The sequence below is a fragment of the Gammaproteobacteria bacterium genome (genome assembly GCA_028819075.1).
Lineage (GTDB): Bacteria > Gemmatimonadota > Gemmatimonadetes > Longimicrobiales > Gaopeijiaceae > BD2-11.
In genome coordinates this window covers 178,112-194,356 of sequence record JAPPMM010000028.1, presented here as the reverse complement: position 1 = coordinate 194,356, position 16,245 = coordinate 178,112, and the positions used below count along the sequence as shown (strand labels likewise).

Here is a 16,245-nt window from a genome sequence, read left to right as displayed (position 1 = left end):
AGGCTCCGGCCAACCCCTCCCTCAGACGTCGAATTCCGCAACCACGGGGGCGTGGTCCGAGGGTTTCTCCGAGAAGGGCCCCTTCTTGCGGGCCTCCCGGTCCACAAAGGCGCCGATCGAGCGCGAGGCGAGGTTTTCAGTGGCGTAGATGTGGTCGATGCGCAGGCCGTTGTTGCGCGGGAAGGCGAGCCTCTGGTACGCCCACCAGGTGTAGATCGACCCCTCGGGATTATGCCGTTCGAACACATCGTGCAGCCCCCAATCGCGGATGCGCTCGAGGGCGCCTCGTGCCGCGTAGTGGCACAGGACGCTGTCCTTCCAGTCCTCCAGCTGGTTCACGTCGCGGTCCCGCGGCGCAACGTTGAAGTCGCCGGCCAGCACCAGCGCCTCGGAGGGGGAGGCGGTCTGCTCCAGATGCTCCCGCAGCCGTCGCAGCCAGTCCAGCTTGTAGCCGTACTTGTCCGTGCCCACGCGCGCGCCGTTGGGGACGTACGCCGAGAGCACCCGGACGCCGTTCACCGTGGCCGCCACCAGCCGCGCCTGCGGGTCGCGGTCGGCGGGCCCCATGCCCACCTCGATGTCGCGCGCCGGGGCGCGGCTCAGGATCGCCACGCCGTTGTAGGTGCGCTGCCCGTACACCGCGGCGTGGTAGCCCAGCTCCTCGACCGCGTCCAGCGGGAACGCTGCGTCCGCCACCTTCAGCTCCTGGAGGCACAGGACGTCGGGCCGATGCAGGCGCAGCCAGGTCAGCACGCGCTCGCGGCGGGCGTTGATGGAATTGACGTTCCAGGTCACGATCTTCATCGGAGACGAACATAACGCCGGCTCGCCTCCCACCCCAGCATGCAGCGCTTGCGCGAGCGGCCTCCGCCATAGTTCCCGGACTCCCCGGTGGCGCGAATCACGCGATGGCAGGGGATGAGGAAGCAGATCGGGTTGCTGCCCACCGCGTTGCCCGCCGCGCGCGCGGCCCGCGCGCTGCAGACCTCGTCGGCGAGGCGTCCGTAGGTCGTGACCGCGCCGGTGGGAATGCGCAGGAGGGCGCGCCACACGGCGAGCTGGAAGTTGGTCCCGCGCACATGCACCGTCAGCGGGCCGGCGTCCGGATCGAACGGCGCCGAAAAGATGGTCTCCGCGATCGAGCCGGCCCGCGAGTCATCGACTTCCAGCAGGGCCCCGCCCCAGGTACGGCGGAGCCCCCGCTTTTCGGCCTCCACATCCCGGGCGCCTGCGAACGAGAGCCGGCACACGCCCCGGCCCGTCCACGCCACGAAGACGGGCCCGAACGGGGAATCTCCCGTCCCGAAGCCGATCCGCAGCCCGGCGCCCCGGCTCCGGTACTCGCCGGGCGTCGCCGCCTCCACCGCCACGAAGTGATCGTGCAGCCTTCCCGGGCCGGACAAGCCGCTCCCATACGCCGCCGAGAGCACCGATTGGGCGTTGTCGAGCAGCTTCCTGGCGTGCCGCACGGTCAGGAACTCCAGAAAGCGCTTCGGCGTGACCCCGGCCCACCGGGAGAACAGCCGATGCAGATGACTCGGGCTGAGCCCGACGTGCGCCGCCACCTCCGCCAGGTCCGGCTGGCGCGCGCGATGGCCGTCGAGGTAGCGGATGGCGGACTCGATGCGGTCGTAGTCGGTCATGTTCACCTGTTGCTCCGGCAGGGGTGGCTGGGCCGCGCGTTCGCCGTAAGCTGGCGGATCGGTCCCTCGAAATCGACCCGATCCTTGCCACGAGGCCTGCTTGAAGCGAGTCGGAGTCCGAACGTTGCCGGAGTAGTGCGGATCACGCGATGATTATCGTTGCACGCGTGTCCGTGCGGAGTCGGGAACTGCCGGTGGCGGCGTTCCCGGTGACGTCCCTCGCCAACGCACGAGAATGACCATGAACGCCCCCGCATTCATCCACGGACTGCTCATCACGGCCGGCACGCTTCTCGCCCCGTCGCTCCTGGCGGCACAGGCGCCGGCACCCGACAGCCCGCTCCCGGCCGATCCCGCGGTCACGGTGGGCGAACTCGCGAACGGACTTCGCTACTACGTGCGCGAGAACGCCACGCCCGAGAACCGCGCCGAGTTTCGCCTGGTCGTGAACGCCGGCTCAATCCTGGAGGACGAAGACCAGCTCGGTCTGGCCCACTTCACCGAGCACATGGCCTTCAACGGCACCGAGAGCTTCGAGAAGCAGGAACTGGTCGACTACCTGGAATCGATCGGGATGCAGTTCGGCCCCCACATCAACGCCTATACCAGCTTCGACGAGACGGTCTACATGCTGCGCGTCCCCATGGACGATCCGGAAGTGCTGGAGACGGCATTCCAGATCCTCCAGGACTGGGCGCGCGGCGTGGTCTTCGACCCGGAGGAAGTGGACCGGGAGCGCGGGGTGGTGATCGAGGAGTGGCGGCTCGGGCGGGGGGCGCAGGCCCGCATGTTCGACGCCCAGCTCCCCATTCTCTTCGAGGGCTCCCTCTATGCCGACCGCCTGCCCATCGGGAAGACGGAGGTGCTGGAGACGGCTCCCGCGTCGGTGCTCGAGCGGTTCTACCGTGACTGGTACCGGCCCGACCTCATGGCGGTGGTGGCCGTGGGGGACTTCGACGCGGAGGCCATCGAGGGCATGATCCGCGGCGGGTTCGAGGGCCTTGCGCCGCCCGCGAATCCCCGCCCTCGCGAGACGCCGGAGGTGCCCTTCGACCACCCGCCGCGGGTGGCCATCGCGACCGACGTCGAGGCGCTGCAGTCGCAGGTGTCGGTGCTGTACAAGAGGCCGGTAGCCGCCAGGGGCACCGTGGCCGCGTTCCGCCGCGGCATCACCGAGAACCTGTACGAGGGCATGATGGCGGCGCGCCTCGAGGAGCTGACGCAGCAGGCCGACCCGCCCTTCCTCATCGCCTTCCCGGCCGGCGGCAGCTTCGTGCGCGTGCTGGACATGTACCAGCTCCTCGCACTGGTGCCGGACGGCGGGCTCGAGCGCGGACTGGACGCGCTGCTCACGGAGGCCGAGCGCGTCCGCCGCCACGGCTTCACCGCGACGGAGTTCGAACGGCGCAAGGCCGAGGTCACGCGCGCCTTCGAGCGCCGTTTCGCGGAGCGCGAGAACCAGGAGTCCGCCAGTCTGGCGGGCCGCTACGTCCAGGCGTTTCTGACCGGCGCCGCCTTCACCAGCCCCGAGGACGAGCTGGAGCTGGTGAACGCGCTCCTGCCCGCGATCACGCTGGAGGAGGTCAACGGCCTGGCCGAGGAGTGGCTGCAGGAGCGGGGACGCGTGGTCATGGCCAATGCGCCCGAGAAGCCGGACCTGGAGGTGCCTGCGGAAGAGGCCATCCAGGGCGTGTTCGCATCCGTCGTGAGCCGGGAAATCGAGCCGTACGAGGACACGGCGGTCGACGCGCCGCTGGTAGCCGCGATTCCCGATGGTTCCCCGGTGGTCGACGAGGAAGTGGTGGAGCAGGTGGGGGTGACCGTGTGGACCCTCGAGAACGGCGTGCGCGTGGTCCTCAAGCCCACCGACTTCCGGGACGACGAGATCCTCTTTGCGGCCACCAGCCCCGGGGGCAGCTCGCTGGTTCCCGACGAGGAGTTCGCGGGCATCCGCATGGCTTCGGCGGTGGTGGTGGAGGGCGGCGTCGGCGAATTCGACAAGCTTGCCCTGGACAAGAAGCTGGCGGGCCTGGACGTGCGCGTGTCGGCGAGCGTGGGCGCGTTGACCGAGGGCATCGGCGGCAGCGCTTCGCCGCGCGACGTCGAGACCGCCTTCCAGCTCATCTACCAGCGCTTCATGGCCCCGAGGAAGGACGAAACCGCGTTCGCAGCCTACAAGACGCTGCTGTCCGGCATCTTCGCCAACCGGGGGGCCAGTCCCGCCGCGGCGCTCGGCGACACCGTGTCGCTGATCCTGACGCAGGGGCATCCCAGGGCGCTCCCGCCGGACGACGAGATGATCGAGCGCCTGGATCTGGACGCCTCCTTCGCCTTCTATCAGGATCGATTCGCCGACGCCAGCGACTTCGTCTTCTTCTTCGTGGGCGCGTTCGACCCGGACGAGATGCGGCCGCTGGTGGAGACCTGGCTGGGCGGACTCCCGAGCCTGGGAAGAGTGGAGACGTGGCGGGACGTAGGGATAGATCCTCCCGAGGGCGTGATCGAGAGGGAGGTGCGCAAGGGACTCGAGCCCCAGAGCCAGACCCGGATCGTCTTCGCGGGTGACGCCGAGTTCTCGCGCGAGGAGGAGATGGCGCTCGCCGCGCTCGCGGATGTGCTGGACATCCGCCTTCGCGAGCTGCTGCGCGAGGATCTGGGCGGAACCTACGGAGTGGGCGTAAGCAGTTTCCTGTCGACCCGCCCGGACGAGGAATATTCGGTGCGCATCAGCTTCGGTTCGGCGCCGGAACGGGCAGAGGAGCTGGCGGCCGTGGTCTTCGAGGAGATCGACCGCATTCAGCTGGAAGGGCCCGATGCCGAGACCGTGGAGAAGGTGCGCGAGACCCAGCGCCGCAACAGGGAGACCCGACTGGAGCAGAACCGTTACTGGCTGGGCCGCCTCCAGCGCCTGCACCAGCTCGGCGTGGACTACGGCTACGCGACCTCCTACGAGTTCATCGAGGGATGGACCGCGGACCACGTGCAAGAGGCCGCGCTCCGGTACCTGCGTGACGACCGATTCGTGAAGGTCGTGCTGTACCCGGAGAACCCCGTGCCCTGAGGCTCTACCCGGCGAGCAGGGTCAGCGCGACCGCGGTCACCAGGGCCACCGTCACGTTGTCGTCCACCGGGATGGGCGCCCGCTCCGCCGCCGCCGCCACCAGGCCGACGGCAACCGCGGGCCCCGATCCGGTGAACGGCAGCACGCACGCCGTCGCGACCGCCCAGAATACGGCGGACCCGAGCAGCGATGGCTGTCCCGGCGCCGCGCGGCCCCAGAGCTGGCCACACACGCTGGCGCACGGATCGGCCAGCGCGACCACCAGGATGCTGGGGATCCAGACCCGGCTCGGAAACACCAGCATCACCGCGGCGGCGCCGATCACGTACCAGGTCGACGACGCCCACTTGCCGGACTCCCGCGGCGAGGCGAGGTGGCGGAAGACCCGGAAGAACTTGCGGTTGAGGTCCGGTCGCCGGAGGCGCAGGACATCCGTCCCGACTGCCACCGCGATGATCGCGCCAAGACCCACCGAGAGCGCCAGCGGCGGCAGGAAGTCCAGCCAGATGAGCCCCACCAGCCCCAGGCCGCAGCCGGCGTGCACGACGCGCCGCCACGGCTGCAGGCCGCGCGTCTGCTCCACCAGTTTCTCCAGGGCCGGGTCCATGGTCCGGAAACTAAACCCCCTTGCCGGCCGTTCGCTTCTTCGTAAGATGGAAGGCGCCGCGCACACCTCGCCAGGAATCCGATCATGATGGCAGCGCTGAGAGCCTACGACGAGCGCATGCTGGATGTCATCACGGCTCGCCGGAAACGGTGGCTGGACATCTTCATGCGCGGCGTCACGCATGCGGGCGACTGGCCGTCGATGGTGGGCATCACGCTGATCCTCAGCTTCGGATTCCCGTCCGGACTGCGCCGGGTGGGGCTCGAATGCATGGCCGTGCTTACGGTGTCGCACCTGGCGGTGCAATTGATGAAGCGCACCATCAATCGGGCGAGGCCGAAGCTGCGTCCGACGGGGCTGTTCGTCCTGAAACCCCCCGACCGCTTCAGCTTCCCCTCGGGCCACGCCACCGCCGGGCTGGCGGTCGCCATCCCGCTCTACGTCGCGCTCCCCGCGCTGGCGGCCTTCACGGTTCTCGGCCTGGGGCTGGCCATCGGCGTGTCGCGCGCCTACCTGGGCGTGCACTATCCGGGCGACGTGCTCATGGGCTGGGTGACGGCGGTCGTCACCGCGCTGATCGTTTGACGGCAGCCTGCCGGTCCAGCGTGGCAGCCGCCCGACCCGAGTCGGCTTCGCCTAGGCGGGCCCCCTGGGGCGGTCGCCCGGTGCCGGCATCCGGTAGCCCACTCTTCGCTCGTTGATGATGTAAGCCGGCCGAGCCCCGTCCTCGCCCAGTTTCTCGCGCAGCCTCCTCACGACGGCGTGCACCAGCCTCGGGTTGGCGGAGCCCCGATAGCGGGTGCCCCAGGCGAGGCGCAGGAGCGCGCGGTAGGTCAGCACTCGTCCGGGGTTGGTCGAGAGCACGCGCAGCAGCTCGTACTCGGTGGCTGTCAGCTCCAGCGGCTCGCCGCCGAAGGTCACCCGGCGCGCATCATAGTCGATGGCCAGCTCTCGCAGCACGAAGGATGCGGGCTCGGCGCGCCTGCGCAACGCCGCCCGGATCCTCGCCGTCAATTCCGTCGCCGAGAACGGCTTGACGATGTAGTCGGCGGCCCCGGCTTCGAAAGCCTTCGCGATCGTTTCGTCCCGCGCGTAGGCGGAGATGAAGATGACCGGCAGATCGGCCAGGTCCGGAACCTGTTCCATCAGCTTGATGCCGTCGGTCCCGGGAAACATCAGATCGAGCAGGACCAGGTGCGGCCGCTCCGCGCGAATGATGCTCGACAGTTCCCGCGGCTCGCCCGTCTCGAGCACGGCGTACCCTGCCGTGGTGAGCGCATCGCGGACGAAGAACAGCGCCTGCGGGTCGTCGTCCACCACCAGGATGCGCGTCGGCTTCCCGCCTCGATGGGAGCGTTGCCGCGCGTAGGATTCCGGCGCCGTCACGTCGCCGCCGGCCTCCTCGGCGATGGGGACGGTGAACGTGAACCGGGCGCCCCGGTCCTCGCCTCCGCTCTCCGCCCGGATGCGCCCTCCGTGCGCCTCCACCAGCCCATTGCAGATGGCGAGCCCCAGGCCCGTCGCCACACCCCGCCTTCCGTCGCCCGCACCGGCCCGCCGGGAGAACAATCGCGCGAGCCGTTCGGGCGGGATGCCCTTGCCATAGTCCGAGACCGAGATCGCGACGTGCACGCCGTCCCGCCGGGCGCTCACCTCTATCGGGGACGATGCCTGAGAGTGTTTTGCCGCATTGGAGAGGAGGTTGCCCAGGACCTGCACGATGCGCTTCCGGTCCACCAGCACGCTCGGCAGGTCCGGAGGAACGTCGACGCGCACGCCCTGCTGGCCGCCGGCGCCCAGGAACGTGTTCCTCGCCCGGTCGATCAGCGCTCCGACGTCCGAGGCTTCGGGCGAGATTGACAGGGTGCCCGTCGCGATCCGCCCCGCATCGAGCAGATCGCCCATGAGGACGCTCATGTTGTCGGCCTGCTCGTCGATGATCCGGAAGAACTGCAGCATCTCGGCGGAAGAGAAGCGCGTGGACGCCCCGAGCACCGTGGTTGACGAGCCCTTGATGGCGGCCAGCGGCGCGCGCAACTCGTGCGTCACGATCCCCAGGAACTTCGTGCGCGCACGCTGCTCCTCGCGGAAGGTGCGGGCATTGGCGATCGCCGTCGCTGCCTGCGACGCCAGCAGCACGAGAACCTCCTCGTCCTCGCGGGTGAACTCGCGGTCTCCGTCCTTTCCGACGAGAAAGACACTGCCGGCGTAGATGCCCCGATGACGGATCGGCGTGGCCTGCAGCGTCCGGGATGCAATGGCGACGGGCAGGAAACCGCACGACCGGAGCCAGGTCGGCAGATCCCCGATCCGCACCGCATCCGGAAGATCGCGGAAACGCTCGAAGACCCGGAGCGCATCTTCCCATTCCTCGAGCTGCCGCAACTGCTCCCGCGTCAGCCCGGAGGCGACCCAGGATTCGGGTTCGCCCGCATCGTCGACGGTGGCGATCAGGCCATGGCGGGCACCGGTCAGGGCTCGGGCGCTGTCGACGACTTCCTGCAGGACGGTTGCAAGGTCCAGGCTCGCATTGATGCGCAGGATCGCGTTGCAGAGTTGCGAAACGCGCTCCTCGATTCCCAGCGCGTCCGGGTGGCCTGTCACCGGCCCACCCCCCCGGAGCTCGTCCGTCGTCCTGTCCCCGGATACAACCGGTGCGTCACCAAAACATCGCAAACCCGACTCAAAATGTCATCCAATCCTCATATAAGAACTAGTCCGGACGTGTCCGCATTTCGTAATATCACTTAAATATCACTAATCGACCTCAGAATATGACTGACAAATCACATGTTATCGGCTACCTTGAATGACGGGCTTGCGGTAAGCATGGGGGCGCTGTGTCCAGGCTATGGCTCCATTTGGCTACCGGAGGCGCGTGTTCGGGTGACGCGGCGAGGCAGGTACCATGAACCCACCGGATCTGTTCGAGCGCGTCGTGGTGTCGCTGCAGGAGGCGGCGCTCGGCAAGGCGCGCTGGTCGGAGGCGGCGTTGCTGATCAACGAGATCAGCGGGACGAGGGGTGGCGCCCTGGCGTTTGCCGACGGCCGCGCCCAGGCTGATGCACACTTCCTGTTCATGCAGCTGTGCCACGACGGCGAACGCCGCGAGGACCTCGAGAGGGAGTACTTCAGGGAGTATTGGGAACGCGACGAGAGCATTCCCCGCATCGGCCGTCTGGCGGACGGAGTGCTGGTGCCCACCGCCGAACTGTACACGGACCGGGAGAAGAAGAAGTCGCCGGCGTACACCGAGGCGAGGCGCAGGACCGGGATGCAGAACGGCCTCAACGTGCGGTTGGATGGACCGGGCGGATCGAACATCGTCCTGAGTCTCGCGGACTCCCGGGAACCGGGAGGCTGGAGTTCGGCTCAGCTGGCCGTGGTCCGGCGCCTGCTCCCGCACGTGCGGCAGTTCGTGCGAGTTCGCAAGACGCTGACCGATGCCGGAGCGCTGGGACGCTCGCTCTTCGCGTTGCTCGACGAGAGCCGCTGCAGCGTCATCCAGCTCGACCGGAACGCGCGAATCATTGCGGCGAACGACCGGGCCTGCCGCTTGCTGCGAGAGACAAGAGAACTGTCGGACCGGGAAGGGTTCCTGAGCGCCACTACGCCTCGCGACAACGGCGAGTTGCAGCAATTGCTGGCTCAGGCGCTGCCGCGGCTCGGCGGCCCGGGATCGTCCGGGTCAATGACCATCAGGCGTTCGTCATCCCGCACCAACCTGGTCGTGCACGTCACCCCCGTGGCGGTGCGCCAGCGGGACTTCCGCGCCGGGCACGTCGCCGCGCTCGTCCTGGTCGTCGACCCGGAACGTCGGCCCAGCATCGACGTCCGCCTTGTGCAAGCCGCGCTCGACCTGACCCCGGCCGAGAGCCGGCTGGCGGTCATGGTGGCCGCCGGGCAACACGCACGTGACATAGCCGCGCGCACGGGACGCAGCGAAGGCACGGTGCGCTGGCACATACAGAACATCTTCCGCAAACAGGGCATCTCGGGTCAGGCGGATCTTGTGCGGCGGGTGTTGTCGCTGGAGGGCTTTCCGGACTTCAGCCCCTGACCCCGGACCCGGGCAGGCGTCGTGGCGATCGTGTTCCAGCCTTGCATGTCCCTCGCACCCCGCTGATTCGTTCCGGCCTTCGCAGACGACTACAGAGCTTTCGGCCTTCGCGTCCGCGATTCGCGTTTCATTGACCGGCTTCCCGGTCTCCGCGCGCGTCGGGGTTTGCCGATCCCCGGTTTCGGCGGGCCTCGCCGTACCTTCAGTTGGCGGCCGTGCCACTCCGCCTTGTATTCGAGCTGGCGCAGCAGTTCGCTGCTCGCGCCCTCCACTTCAATCTCGCGGGCGTCGAGCACGACCCCGGTGGTGGTCTTGTGCTGCAGATCGCCCCGGCGATTCCTCACCTTGCGCGCCTGGTTGCGCACGAGAGCAAGGGCGCGCTTGCGGCCTTCGGACCCGAACTCGCATCGCTCCAGTCGCCGCTCGAGCCTCGCCAGGCGGCGTCGCGCGTTCCTGAGCGTCCTGCTCTCGCGGACCACGTGGACGGAGCCGCCGTCGGCCGACACCGTGATCTCGTTGCCCTTCTGGCGCACCGCCGCCTTGTCCGTCCTCGGTTCCACCCGAGTGAGCGGCGCGCACTCGAACAGGCACGAGAGCATCCAGCGGTTCCCCGCATCCAGCCACGCCCGCCCGGAGAGCAGACCACGCGTCTTGCGTCCGCGTGGCCCGGAGAGCCTCTTCCCGGGCAGTTTCCCGCCCTTCCAGCGCACCCAGCCGAACTTGGGCAACCGCACCCGGTTGTGCTCGAAACGAATGCCCTGGTTGCTCAGGTAGATGCCGGGCTCCCGGCCAAACCTCTTGATCTGGGGGAAGCCGCCCTGCCCGCGTCTGCCGGGTTTGCTGAACCAGTTGCGAAAGGCCTGGTCGAGATCGCTGGCGACGCGGTAGATCGCGCTGGCGGGGGATCCCCGGTGTTCCGGTTTCCGCTGCCACTCGCGCGCGAAAGCGCGCATCTCGCTCAACGGCAGGCGCCGTCCGGTCTCCCAGTACCTGAGCTGGGAGGCTGCGAGCAGGGCGTTCGCGAGTTCGCGCAGACCGTTCCTGCAACTGAGCAGAGCCGCATCCTGGGTGGGGCTCGGGTAGAGCCTGCAGCGCCAGCCGACGTAGCGCCGGGCAGCCGATGCGTCCACGGTCACGTCGCCCGTGGGTCGGGTGCCGGCGCGGAAACCGGATCGTGCGGCCCCGATCCGTTGACGGAGCGGGGCTCCCACACGGAATCGACCCACTCATCGAATCGCTCGACGACCCGTTCCGGATCCCTGGCCGCCGCCGCGAGCGTGCATCCGGCCATCCGCGCGACGTTGATTTCCAGCGTGCGGCGCCGCAGCCCCACCTGGTCGGCGATCGCCTCCCAGCCGGCCCCGGCGCGAGCGCGAACGGCCCAGAGCAGGACAGCCCAGTTCATGAACTCCTTCAGGCGGCACCGGAGCGGCGGGTCCTCTCTCCAGTACTGGCGCAGTGTCGACGCCGCCAGGTTGACCTGGCCCGCCAGCCGGTGAACTGAACTCGCCGGCACGAACCTCGTGGCGGCAGCGTCGTCGTGCAGGCCGCAAACATGGCTGATCGCCTCCCTGACGGACGGTCTGAAGGACGGGTCGGAGAGCAGCCTCAAGCCGAGACCGTGCATCGGATCCCGGCTCGGCCTCCCGGAACTCTCAGGAACTTTCACGAGGCGCCTCTCCTTGCCCGTTTGCGTTCGACTATCGCAATATGGCAGGAACACCGTTCCGTCGCGCCTTTCAGGAAAAAGGGTATCGCCCCTATATTCATACAGGGTATCGTACCTGCTGAGTTGAAGGTTGCGCGCCTCCTGGTCCGAAGCACTGTGGACATGGCCGCCCGAGATAATCATCGTTTTATTCGTATATATTACGGCGCTTTTTTCGTATCAGAAAACAGTGGTCGTCTTCGATAATTCGAGGATTTCGCGACTGACCATTTGCCCAGGAGCGGAGTGATAGTCCGTAACTGGTTGTCAAATATGAAAGTTCCCAAACTGGCACCACCTTTGCCTATCCGAGGGCACGCGACTCTGTCCAGCCACTTCAGGCCGGTACTCCATTCCCACCACTCAGGAGGTTCCATGAACCGACTCAAACTCCTTGCCACAGCAACGCTGATGGCCCTGACCTTCACCGCCTGCGACGAGGGCACTCCGCCGCCTGTGGAGCCGCCCCCGCCGCCGACTCCCGTGGGAACGATCTCCGGGACGGTGACGATCGAAGGGACGGCCGCCAGCGGCATCACCGCCACTCTGTCGTCGGGTGCGACCACGACGACGGGGTCGGGTGGCAGCTTCGCCTTCTCGGGCGTCGAGGCCGGGACCTACACGGTCACCATCAGCGGCTTCCCCGAGGACGCGACGTTCGCCCAGGTGACGCAGTCCGCGACCATCGCGAGCGATGGTCAGAACGTGCAACTCAACTTCGCCGGTGAGTACATCCGCTCCTCGGCGGTGGTCGGCAACGTGGTTGCGGCCGACGCGATGATGAGCGGCGGCGACGGCCAGCCCGAAACGCTGGTCGGCGTAACGGTCACGCTCGGCGGCGAGCACGCCATGGGCGAGACGATGGAGACCGCCGAGGACGGCGGCTTCGCCTTCACCGGGCTCCGCGCGGGCACCTACACGGTCACGATCAGCGACTTCCCGGAGGATGTCTCCTTCGAGACGGTGAGCGTCGAGGTCGAGGTCGAGGTGGGCGAGGTCGGCAGCGCCGACTTCACGGGCCACTTCATCCGCACCTCCGCGGTCGAGGGCCAGGTGGTCATCGAAGGCGAGGGCCTTGCCGGGGTGACGGTCACCCTGTCGGGCGGCCCGGCCGACGAGAGCTACACCGCGATGACCGACGCCGACGGCATGTACCGGTTCGAGGAACTGCGTCCCGGCGACTACACGGTCAGCATCTCCGACTTCGACACCCGCGACTACGAGTTCGCCGCCACGTCGCAGGACGTGAGCGTGGATCTCGACGAGACGGGAACGGTGTCGTTCACGGGCGTCCTGCTCCGCACCTCCGGCATCAGCGGCCGGGTGAGCGTCGAGGGCATGGGCCTCGGCGACATCGCGGTCACGCTGTCGGGCGCGGCCGACGCGAGCACGACCACCGACGCGGGCGGCCAGTACGCCTTCGCGGGTCTGGCGGCGGGCGACTACACGGTCTCGATCGCGGTCGACGACCCCGCCTACGTGTTCGACTCGATGAGCATGGACCGGACGGTCGGCGACGACGAGTCGGCGATCGTGAACTTCGAGGGCGCGCACGCGCGCACCGCGAGCGTCTCGGGGATGGTGTTCCTCGACGAGGCGACGAAGAACAACATGTACGACGAGGGCGAGCATCCGCTGGCGCACGCCGGCATTCCGGTTGCACTGGTGGGCCCGGGCGTCAACGAGCAGCGGCTGGGCGCGACCGACGCGACCGGCGCGTTCTCGTTCACGGAGCTGCAGGCCGGCCCGTACCAGCTCGTCGTGCTCATCAACGCCACGGTCGCGGCAGCGCTCGCGGCCAACGACGTGGCGTACGGCGGAGCCGGGGAAGGCTACGCGATCGCGCTCGGCGTCGGCGAGGCCGCAGCGCAGAACATCCCGTTCGACATCACGCACACGACCGTGAACTTCACGGTGTCGCTGAAGCACGGCGACGACATGGGTGCGGCAGTTCCCGGCGCCACGGTCACGCTCTACTCGGGTGACAACAAGGTCGGCAGCGGCGACACCGGCGACGACGGCTCGGTGATGATCAAGGTCGCGCGTGCCGGCACCAGCGGGAACATGGTGATGGCAGGCGTCGCCGCAGACGGCTACGACGTGGCCGACGGCATGACCGAAGTGTCCTGGGATCCGCAGATGTTCGGGACCGCGGCCGGGAACTCCAACGACATCGTCAACCTGAACGTCGACGCGACCGTGAGCGGCGCCACGATCACCACCGACTATGGTGGCGGCGAAGCGCTCGCCGGGTGGGCGATCGGCGTCATGCACGGCGAAGACGCGGTCGAAGGCGCGCCCGAGATGCTGGACGACGACGGCAACGCGGCGCTCATGACCACCGTGGCCAAGGACGACCTGCCCGCGACCTTCGCCTTCGCGGTCGCCGACGACCAGGACGACAGGATGGACGGCGGCGAGAGCTACGAGGGCAGCGCGGTGGAGTACACGCATACCGGTCTCGCGCTGGCGGGCACGATGGACGCCGGCACGATCGAGGTTGCCTACTCGACCCAGACCCTCAAGGTCTACGTGCACCACGAGCGCGACCAGGTGATGGGCTACACCGGCAACCTCCTGGGCGGCGACGTGAGAGACGAGGGCATGGTCTCCGTCGGCATCCGCTACGTCGACGACAGCGGACGCTCCCGTGCGTTCACCTCGGCGGACAAGGTCAAGAGCAACAGCAGCGGTGGCGTGCACACCTTCACCAACGTGCCGGCCGACAAGAACGTCATCGTCCAGGCGAGCAAGACCGACGCCGCCTCGAGCATCAAGCTCCTCGAGCCCGATGAGCTCGCGGCATACACGGGCATGGATGTCAACGGCATCACGGGCGGCGCCTTCGGTGCGATGGGCGGTTTCAACCACACGGTCGAGCTCTGCCCGCTACAGGCCACCACGCCTCAGGACCACGGCGAGTGCGCATCGTTCGCCTACGTGACCACCCACACCGTGAGCGGGCTGGTGTGGAAGATGGGTGTCTCCAAGAGCGGTGACGACTTCGAAGAGAAGGATCCTGTGTTCGTACCCGGTCAGACGGTCAGCCTGTCACCGGTCGAAGGCAAGAACCTCGCGGGGGAGGAAGAGTCCTTCACCACCACGGAGAAGGACGATCGCAAGGACAAGACCAAGGGCGCCGACCCGACCCACGCATTCAGCTTCAGCGGTGTCGCCTCGGGCGCCTACGAACTCAACGTTCCGGACGGATGGCGCGCGAAGATGGGCGACAAGGGCGCCACCGCCGACGTCGGCGACGCGCTCAGCCCGCTCGATGGCCCGGTCTCGCTCGACGTCACGCCGGCGACGGCTACCGTCTACGGCCGTGTCGACGGTGGTGACGGCTTCCCGCTCGAAGGCGTAACCGTGGACGTGAACGGACGGACGGCCATGACCGACGCCAGCGGCCGCTACATCGTGGACGGTGTCAGCGCGGTGCGGGGCAAGGTCTTCGTTTCGGCCGCCAAGGAGGGGCAGAACGCCACCAAGCCGGACTCCACCGGCGTCGAATTCGGCGCGAACACGGTGAGCAGGTTCGACATCGACCTGTCGGCCGTGGGGCAGACCGCCTCGATCAGCGGCACGGTCAGGGCGTCCGGCACCGCCGCACCGGTTGCCGGTGCAGAGGTCACGGTGACCGGCTCGAAGGTGACCAACCTCGACAAGAACGGTAAGCTCCTGACGGACGCCGAAGGCAGCTACACGGCGATCGTCGAGGCTGTCGAACTGGGCGGAACGGTCTCGGTGTCCGTCTCCAAGAAGGGCATGAGCTTCGCGCCTGCGTCGATCGGTGGTCTTCCCGCGCACGCCAATTCGGCCATCTCGGGAATCGACTTCACCGGCTTCGTGCACGCCACGATCACCGGTGTAGTGGTTGCTCCGGGCGGTGGCCCGTTGAGCGGCGTGGCGCTTTCGGCGACGTCGACGACCGACACCACCCTGGTCGTGCACGACACCACGGGTGTGACTGGCCGGTTCTCGCTCAGCGTGCCGTACGGCGGCTACACCGTCGCGGCGTCGTTGGACAACCACGTCTTCGGCGACCCCTCGGCGTCGTCGACCGGCTGGACGGTGCCCACGGCTCCGGGCCAGACCGTGGACATTGGCCGCATCCAGGCGATGACGGCGATGGCCAGAAACGTCAGTGCGATGCGCGAGACGGATACGACGACGGTGGCGGGAGTCTCGACCTACAACGGCACCGTAACGGTGAGGTGGATCGACAGCGCTGACGATGTGCCCGTCGGGTACAGCGACGCCGTCTACAGCCTCGAGACCAACACCGGCACTGACGGTGCCTGGGAGGCCGCTGATGGCGGCGCGCTCGCCGGCGGAGATACGACCGGACTCGGCAGATTCACTGCCGGCGCCGACGACGACGGCGAGTTCATGGTTCGGGTCGTAGCCACGGCTCAGAACGACACCGACGTGGATCCGCAGCACACCGATCCCCTGGTGCTCAACTCCGGTCCGTTTACGCTTGCGGCGGTCGATCCGTCAGTCAGCGGTGTCGCGGCTGCACTTGATGTGACTGCCGATACCACCGTTGCCGACACGTTCACCGTCACCTGGGACGCGACGACGAACGACCGTTCGGAGTTCCGGATCACCGTCCAGCTGGCTCCGGCCTCGCTGAATGGGCAGACGTTCTGGTTCGTCGCTGAGGGCGGCGCTCCCGCCGCGCTTACCAGCTCTACCAGGGAGTGGGAATTGGAGATCGCCGGTGGAACTGCGCCCGCGGGCAACGTTGCGTGGGACGTTGCGGTCACGGGCGGTGCGGCAGACGTCCCCATCACCGCGGCCGAACTCAGGGCAGCCACCATGGTCCGAGTCGAGTCGAGACAAGGCGCGACCGGCGATTGGATGAGCGTCGCAGCCTCTGTCACCGGTGGAAGCTAGCAACCTTCAACACCATCAGCCTGGCTGACTCGCCACCAGCCAGGCTGATGGTCGTGGGACGGTTCACCCCCCGTCCGGGACTTCCCGGGCGGGGGGTGACGCTCGTTCAAGTCACTATTCCACCGCGCGTTATCCACCTGACGCGGAGACGATACGATGATCCCGAACCAGCCTGGCCTACCTGTCCGCGCCTTTCTGGCCGCCGTAGTGATCTGCGGGTTCCTGAATCCCTCAACGGGCGTGCGCGCCGAGGAGCCGTCTCCGGAC

General features: G+C 68.0%; 10 protein-coding genes. 4 read left to right on the top strand and 6 right to left on the bottom strand.

Annotated features, from left to right (window positions below; translation table 11 throughout):
* Positions 1 to 21 precede the first annotated feature (21 nt).
* Together xth and OXU32_06975 are read right to left on the bottom strand one after the other, a co-directional pair.
* Entirely contained in the window at positions 22 to 804 is a 783-nt protein-coding gene (xth, locus tag OXU32_06980; GenBank protein ID MDE0073710.1) for an exodeoxyribonuclease III, read from the bottom strand.
* Entirely contained in the window at positions 801 to 1,643 is an 843-nt protein-coding gene (locus OXU32_06975; GenBank protein ID MDE0073709.1) for a bifunctional helix-turn-helix domain-containing protein/methylated-DNA--[protein]-cysteine S-methyltransferase, read from the bottom strand. Before OXU32_06975 ends, xth begins: the two co-directional genes overlap by 4 nt.
* Positions 1,644 to 1,884: 241 nt before the next feature.
* Here OXU32_06975 and OXU32_06970 point away from each other — a divergent pair, with 241 nt between their 5' ends.
* Entirely contained in the window at positions 1,885 to 4,704 is a 2,820-nt protein-coding gene (locus OXU32_06970) for an insulinase family protein (protein MDE0073708.1), read from the top strand.
* A gap of 4 nt (positions 4,705 to 4,708) precedes the next feature.
* Here OXU32_06970 and OXU32_06965 read toward each other — a convergent pair whose 3' ends face one another.
* A complete protein-coding gene (locus OXU32_06965) occupies positions 4,709 to 5,287 on the bottom strand; it encodes a hypothetical protein (protein ID MDE0073707.1) in 579 nt (192 codons plus the stop codon).
* 108 nt (positions 5,288 to 5,395) lie between these two features.
* Here OXU32_06965 and OXU32_06960 point away from each other — a divergent pair, with 108 nt between their 5' ends.
* Positions 5,396 to 5,896 carry a phosphatase PAP2 family protein gene (locus OXU32_06960; GenBank protein MDE0073706.1) on the top strand — a complete coding sequence of 167 codons (501 nt, stop codon included), beginning with the start codon at positions 5,396 to 5,398 and terminating at the stop codon, positions 5,894 to 5,896.
* Between the two features lie 51 nt (positions 5,897 to 5,947).
* On the opposite strand, the gene OXU32_06955 is transcribed toward OXU32_06960, so the two are convergent.
* Positions 5,948 to 7,915 (bottom strand): response regulator, encoded by a 1,968-nt coding sequence (locus OXU32_06955; GenBank protein MDE0073705.1) that lies wholly within the window; start codon positions 7,913 to 7,915, stop codon positions 5,948 to 5,950.
* A gap of 304 nt (positions 7,916 to 8,219) precedes the next feature.
* Here OXU32_06955 and OXU32_06950 point away from each other — a divergent pair, with 304 nt between their 5' ends.
* The gene (locus OXU32_06950) at positions 8,220 to 9,371 is read left to right on the top strand and encodes a helix-turn-helix transcriptional regulator (GenBank protein ID MDE0073704.1); all 1,152 of its coding nucleotides are present in this window, start codon (positions 8,220 to 8,222) and stop codon (positions 9,369 to 9,371) included.
* An 89-nt stretch (positions 9,372 to 9,460) separates the two neighbouring features.
* Here the strand turns inward: OXU32_06950 and OXU32_06945 are convergent, their stop codons facing one another.
* Together OXU32_06945 and OXU32_06940 are read right to left on the bottom strand one after the other, a co-directional pair.
* Positions 9,461 to 10,501 carry a transposase gene (locus OXU32_06945; GenBank protein MDE0073703.1) on the bottom strand — a complete coding sequence of 347 codons (1,041 nt, stop codon included), beginning with the start codon at positions 10,499 to 10,501 and terminating at the stop codon, positions 9,461 to 9,463.
* Between the two features lie 2 nt (positions 10,502 to 10,503).
* Positions 10,504 to 11,040 carry a hypothetical protein gene (locus OXU32_06940; GenBank protein MDE0073702.1) on the bottom strand — a complete coding sequence of 179 codons (537 nt, stop codon included), beginning with the start codon at positions 11,038 to 11,040 and terminating at the stop codon, positions 10,504 to 10,506.
* Positions 11,041 to 11,454: 414 nt separating this feature from the next.
* On the opposite strand from OXU32_06940, the gene OXU32_06935 reads away from it, so the two are divergent.
* Entirely contained in the window at positions 11,455 to 15,978 is a 4,524-nt protein-coding gene (locus tag OXU32_06935; protein ID MDE0073701.1) for a carboxypeptidase regulatory-like domain-containing protein, read from the top strand.
* Positions 15,979 to 16,245 lie beyond the last annotated feature (267 nt).